This is a genomic window from Campylobacter concisus (assembly GCF_902460595.1).
Taxonomy (GTDB): domain Bacteria; phylum Campylobacterota; class Campylobacteria; order Campylobacterales; family Campylobacteraceae; genus Campylobacter_A; species Campylobacter_A concisus_BL.
In genome coordinates, this window is record NZ_CABPVA010000002.1 from 284,487 (window position 1) to 290,302 (window position 5,816).

Below are 5,816 nucleotides of genomic sequence, written 5' to 3' on the forward strand. Positions count from 1 at the left end.
CAATTAAATTTAGTAGAAAAATTTAAATCAGCACAAGGCTTTTTTATATCTTATCCGCGACACATCTAACAAGTTCATCTTCATTATCGCCCGGATATTCACTCCAAAAATCAATCTTCAAAATTTTTCCTAATTCCTTTGAATTTTGTAAATTATCCAGCCAACGACCATCTATATAATCAACCTTTTTAACTTCTGAGAGTAGAATTTCTTGTATTTTTAGCTCGTAAGATTTTCTAATAAATGCTCCATCATAATCATCCTTTTCTTGTGCATCATTTAAAGATTTATACTTTTCTATACACTCTTCGTATCTCTTATACTCTTCATTGCCCTGGTATAGCAAATTTGCACTTTTTTCTAGCCTATGATTTACAAAGTCCATTTGCACTATATACTCTGGCATAGGACCATTATTAACACTACTAAAATACTTTACAAGCCTAAAATCTTTTCCGTCTAGCGCAAAAACATATTCCCAGTATCCGTACTTGCCATAACTATAGAAAAATTTTAGTTCACTATTTTTTATCTCTACTGCAAGCTCTGGTGGAAAATAAGCTCCGCCATCTTCATTTGGACTCTCAAATATATCTCTCTTAGTTACTACAGCCTCATATTTATCACCATTTGAGAGCAAGATTACGACACCACGACGATTTTTATTTACTATTTGGCACCATTTATCGTCTTTGGTGCTCTCATCACAACTATCACTAAAAGTTAAAAATTTATCCTTAAATGTTTCTTGAGTTACTACAACTACATCCTCTATGCCATCTTTATTTAGATCACCTTTGATGGCATCATATAGCGCAGTTTGTTTTGGTAATGATGTTTGCACTGCCGCTAGCATCTTATCATCTAGCTTGGATAAATTCTCTATCTCATACTCATCGCCAGAAAAAGGTATGTTCATCTGTTTTAGAGTTTTTAGCATAGATGTTGAGTTTTTCTCTACATTACTCGTATTAAGATCTTTAGCAAAACAGAAATTTAGCGTAAAAAGGATACAAATGATAGTTCCAAATTTAAACATTTTTATTCTTTTATCTTTACATTGCTATATAAATTCAGACCAAAATGTCTCTCTGACCTTTTGCATTAACTGGGCTTAAAACACCCATTTTTTCCATCTGTTCGATTATATTTGCAGCTTTGTTGTAGCCTATTTTTAGGCGTCTTTGTAGGTAGCTGATCGAGGTTTTTTGCTCGCTTAAGATGATCTCTTTTGCCTCTTCATAAAGCTCATCAAGCTCTTCTTCGCCTAGCACTCCAGCGGCTGAACCTGCACTAGAGCCCTCTTCTGCTAAGAATTTCTCGTCATAGATCACATCTTGTTGCTCTTTTAAGAAATTTACGATCGTCTCGATCTCTTTTTCACTAGCAAATGGCGCATGCAGCCTGATCACTCCAGGGCTTCCAGGAGGTGTAAATAGCATGTCCCCGCGTCCTAGCAAGCTCTCAGCTCCCATTTGATCTAAGATGACCTTACTATCGATCCTCTGCCCTACTCTATAGCTTATCCTGCTTGGTAAATTTGCCTTTATAAGGCCAGTCACGACGTCGACACTTGGGCGCTGGGTCGCCACTATCAAGTGTATGCCACTAGCCCTTGCCATCTGCGCTAGACGGCCTATATAAAGCTCCACGTCCTTGCCGCTAGTCATCATAAGATCGGCCAGCTCATCGATGATCACGACGATATATGGAAACTGCTCGCCGCCCTCGCTCTTCATCTTTTCGTTGTAACTCTCTATATTTTTTGTGCGAGTTTGGCTCATTATCTTATATCTTCGCTCCATCTCAGCAACCATGTTTGAAAGCGCTGTGATCGCCTTTTTAGCCTCTGTGATAACAGGCGTCAAAAGGTGTGGGATGTCGTTATATATGCTAAATTCAAGCATCTTTGGATCGATCATCATTAGGCGCAAAGTTTGTGGGCTATTTCTATAAAGCAAGCTTAAAAGCATCGCATTTATGCCCACACTTTTGCCTGATCCAGTTGTACCTGCGATTAGCAAATGCGGGAGCTTTTTGAGGTCAGTCACAAAAGGAGCGCCCACGATATCTTTGCCAAGAGCCATGGTTAGCGGGCTGCTCGCGTTTTTAAAGACTTCGCTCTCTAAAATTTCTTTTAGATAGATCGTCTCTAAATTTTGATTTGGCACCTCGATGCCAACGACGTCTTTGCCAGGGATCGGCGCTTGGATACGGATAGTTTGGGCCTTTAGCGCCATCGCTAGGTCATCTTGCAAAGTGAGGATTTTACTCACTTTGATGTGTGGGGCTGGGCGAAACTCAAATGTCGTGACGATAGGACCAGTATAAGTTCGCACCACGTCGCCATCTATCTTAAATTTACGCAGTTTATCGAGTAAATTTGAAATTTGCTGGTCGATCTCAGCTTCATTTATATTGTGTGAGCGCTTTGGAGGGTCGTTTAGAAATTTAAGTGGCGGCAAGACAAAGTCTTTTGGCTTCTCGACCTTGCCGCGCTCTATCTGATCAAGAAGTTTTTTATTTTCAGCCACTTCGTTTAAAATTTCAACCCCGCCTATAGTTGCAGGTCTGCTCTCTTGTGCTGGCTCCATCTCTGGCTCTGGTTCAAATTCTGGCTCGCCCTCTAAATTTGGCTCATCATCATTTAGCACCTGAGCGTCTATAAGTTCTTCTTCTTTTATCTCGTCGGCTTTTGGCTTTTTGCGCTCTATCTTTGGTATCTGCCTTGCCCTTACCTCTTTTACGCTTTTGCTTTTTTCTTCATAGCCATTTGGCTCTTTATCTACAAAAGCCTTTCTTAAAACGATGATAAAATTTTCTCTAAAAGCAAGTCCAAGTGAGATGATAAATATCATAAGTATAGCAACCGCAGTGCCGATAGCGCCGATGACTTCTTTTAGAGCTGAGACTATAAAACCACCTATCACGCCGCTATTTGCTCCAGAAGTGGTTAGTGCTTGAAACATCAAAAATGCGATAAAAAATAGAAAAATCCCAACCACAAACTGGGCAAAATCAAAGTCAAATTTCTTAAAATTTTTATATACAAAATAGCCTAGAACGATAAGTAAAAATGGATAAACATAGGCTATAAGGCCAAAATATTTAATATTAAAAACACCAAGGCTTTGTCCAAGAGAGCCTACAAAATCAGCAGTCGGAGCAGCCGTAGCGATACCAAAATATATAAAAAAACAAACAAAAATAGTAAATAATATATGTCTTAAAATTTTAGATCCTTTTGTTAAAAAGGCTTATTATAGCACGCTTGAGTTTAATTTTTAAAAAATCAGCAAGCTAGGCCTGCTGATTTATCATTTTAGTTTAGGTAGTTTAGCAAGCTTAGTTGATTTATCTTAGCGCTTGCTTGAAGAGTAGCTTGATATGAGAGTGAAAGCTGTGTAAATTTAAGGTATGACTCTGCATAGTCTGCGTCTATGACGTCATTTTTAACGGTTAGCACATTTACTTTCATAACCTCTGCACGTTGGTTTGTCGCAGTTAGTAGCTTTGTTTGAGAGCCTATCTTTGTAAGCTCTTTATTTGCGTGATCTATCAAGTGATCAAGCCTTTTTAAAGCGCCTTGCATGCCGGTATTTCGTGGGTCGTGATTGTTAGCGTCTGCTCTATAGTAGCCATTTCTAACGGCAAATATCATATCATCAAGGTCTTGAAAGACGCTTGTGCTTGGCTCATCGATAGTTAAAGCGTTATTTTCGTTAAAGCTAAATACTGAGCCCTTGCCTTGAGGATGGCTTGCGGCGCCAGCTGTGTTCATGCCAGTGCTATCTCCGTCAAATATATCTCCATTTTTAGCGTCATACATGGTTAGCTCTATATTTGTGACAGATTTTGTCTTGTCAGTTAAAACCATCCTGCCTTTATCGTCTAAATTTACCTCTACTGCGCCTTTAGTCTTTGACAAAGCGTCTTTATAGGCGTTGTAGTTTTGATCTCTTCTTACCTTTTCGATATCTGTATCAAAGTTTGCATTCTCTACGTTTTGAGGATCAGGGATATTATCGCTTGCAGCCATCGCTACGATATCCATTAGCTGACGATATGTAAAGTCGCTTGCATAGGTTCTGTAACTGCCAAATTCATCTGAGTTATAGACGGTCAAATTTCTAGTTGGAGATACCACGCCAGCAGCTGTTGTTGATGTTATTTGAAACTGCACTGGTGTATTTACGCCACCTGCTTCGCCCATTTTTACCTTGATGTCGTAGGTCGTGCCGGTGATTGATTTTACTTGAAGACCTATCTCTTGATTATCTATATTGTAAAGCTCTCTTTTTCTTGCATCAACATCTTTTGGGTATAAATTTCTATTGTAGCTCTCTTTTGTGCCAGAAACCTCACTTAGCTTGGTCTGATCAGTTGCAAACTCGCCCGTTCTTCTAGCTACTTGAGGTAAATTTGCTATTAGTTCATTGTCTTTTCGCTCAAATCTAACCTTGTCATAGTCAAATGCGTTTGTCAAATTTCCATCTTTATCAAGGTATTTACTCTTTGTAAATTCAGTTATATGAACCGTTTTTGGCACAGCATTTGCCATATTTTCAAGGCTTTGTAGCGAATTTACCGTATCAAGGGTGTTGTTTGGAGCTATCGCACCACGATTTGCCGCCACAGAAGTAGCTGCAACCATGTGAAAGTCTATAGTTTGATTGCCTTTAGTAAGGTCTTTTATATTAAATTGTCCGTCGTTATTTATGCTCACATCGACAACTTTTGTCGTCTTTGTGTTGCCAAATTCCATACCGATCTTCTCCATCAAACCAGCCATTGACGTATCAGCACTCATCTTAAATTTACTCGTAAATGTCGTGCCGTCTGGCTTTTTGCCCTGCATGAAAAAGTATGTGTCAGGGAAATTTACATTTGAGGTATCCAAAAAGTCGAAATCTGGCTCGATCGTACCTTTATAAGAGCCATCACTGCCCACAACTGAGTCGCTTGCGTAGTTTAGACCGATCATATTTTTTATCTTGCTATTTTCATCAAGATATTTTGGCGCATAAGCGATGTCAGTTCTAGTTTGATCAGCTAGCATCACGTTTGTTGTTAAAATTTTGTTGTAGTCGCCATCTTTTCCTAAAAATAGATCAAATCCCGGGATGTTGTAAGGTAGCTCAACCTGCGCACCGGCTGAAGTTTTCATATAGTCGCGGTTGCCTTGATATTTACCTGAGCCATCGATCGGCTTAGTATCCACAGCACTACCTGAGAATAAAAACTGACCATTTATAGAGGTATTTGCGATATTTACAAGGTGGTTTTTGATGCCCTGAAGGTCGTTTGCCAAAGCTTCAAGAGATGTTGTGCTATGCACGTCACTGGCTGCTTGAACGACTTTTGTTTTAAAATTTTCAAGCTGTTTTTCAAATTCTTTCAGCGCATTGTCTGTGTTTTTCGCAAAATTTACTGACTTACCGGTAGCATCAGCCACTTGAGTGAGAGTGGTCGCTTCATAATCAAGCCTCATAGCATCGTTATAAACCGCAGCACCGTCGTATGGATCTTGGATTTTAAGTCCGTTTGAAAGCTGCTGATAGCTTTTATTTACGCCAACCATATTTTTTTGATAGTCGTGCAAAGTCTGACTAAAACGTAGTTGATTTGTAATTCTCATAATTTTTCCCTAAATTTTTATTCACTCTAAGCAAGAATAATTCCGCTTTGTGATATATCGGTGAAAATTTGATTTTTTTTAGTGCAAAAAAGTTTTATTGTATAATCTGCCAAAATTTACATATATAAAATAGGAAAGAAAAATGGCGTTAAAAATACTCTTCTCACCAAGCGAAAGC

Annotated in this window: 3 protein-coding genes; all 3 read right to left on the bottom strand. The window is 38.8% G+C overall.

The features are described from left to right. Window positions 1-43: 43 nt before the first annotated feature. A complete protein-coding gene (locus tag F3G86_RS06135) occupies window positions 44-1,039 on the bottom strand; it encodes a hypothetical protein (protein WP_149723322.1) in 996 nt (331 codons plus the stop codon). Window positions 1,040-1,073: 34 nt separating this feature from the next. Beyond that, window positions 1,074-3,233, bottom strand: a complete 2,160-nt coding sequence (locus F3G86_RS06140) for an FtsK/SpoIIIE family DNA translocase (protein WP_411160689.1) — start codon at window positions 3,231-3,233, stop codon at window positions 1,074-1,076. A gap of 89 nt (window positions 3,234-3,322) precedes the next feature. Next, window positions 3,323-5,638 carry a flagellin N-terminal helical domain-containing protein gene (locus tag F3G86_RS06145; protein ID WP_149723324.1) on the bottom strand — a complete coding sequence of 772 codons (2,316 nt, stop codon included), beginning with the start codon at window positions 5,636-5,638 and terminating at the stop codon, window positions 3,323-3,325. Window positions 5,639-5,816: the final 178 nt, after the last annotated feature.

What these genes read in the sequence shown, in the direction of transcription:
- F3G86_RS06135 (WP_149723322.1), bottom strand. Translation starts at nt 1,039, where the DNA reads ATGTTTAAATTTGGAACTATCATTTGTATCCTTTTTACGCTAAATTTC.
- F3G86_RS06145 (WP_149723324.1), bottom strand. Translation starts at nt 5,638, where the DNA reads ATGAGAATTACAAATCAACTACGTTTTAGTCAGACTTTGCACGACTAT.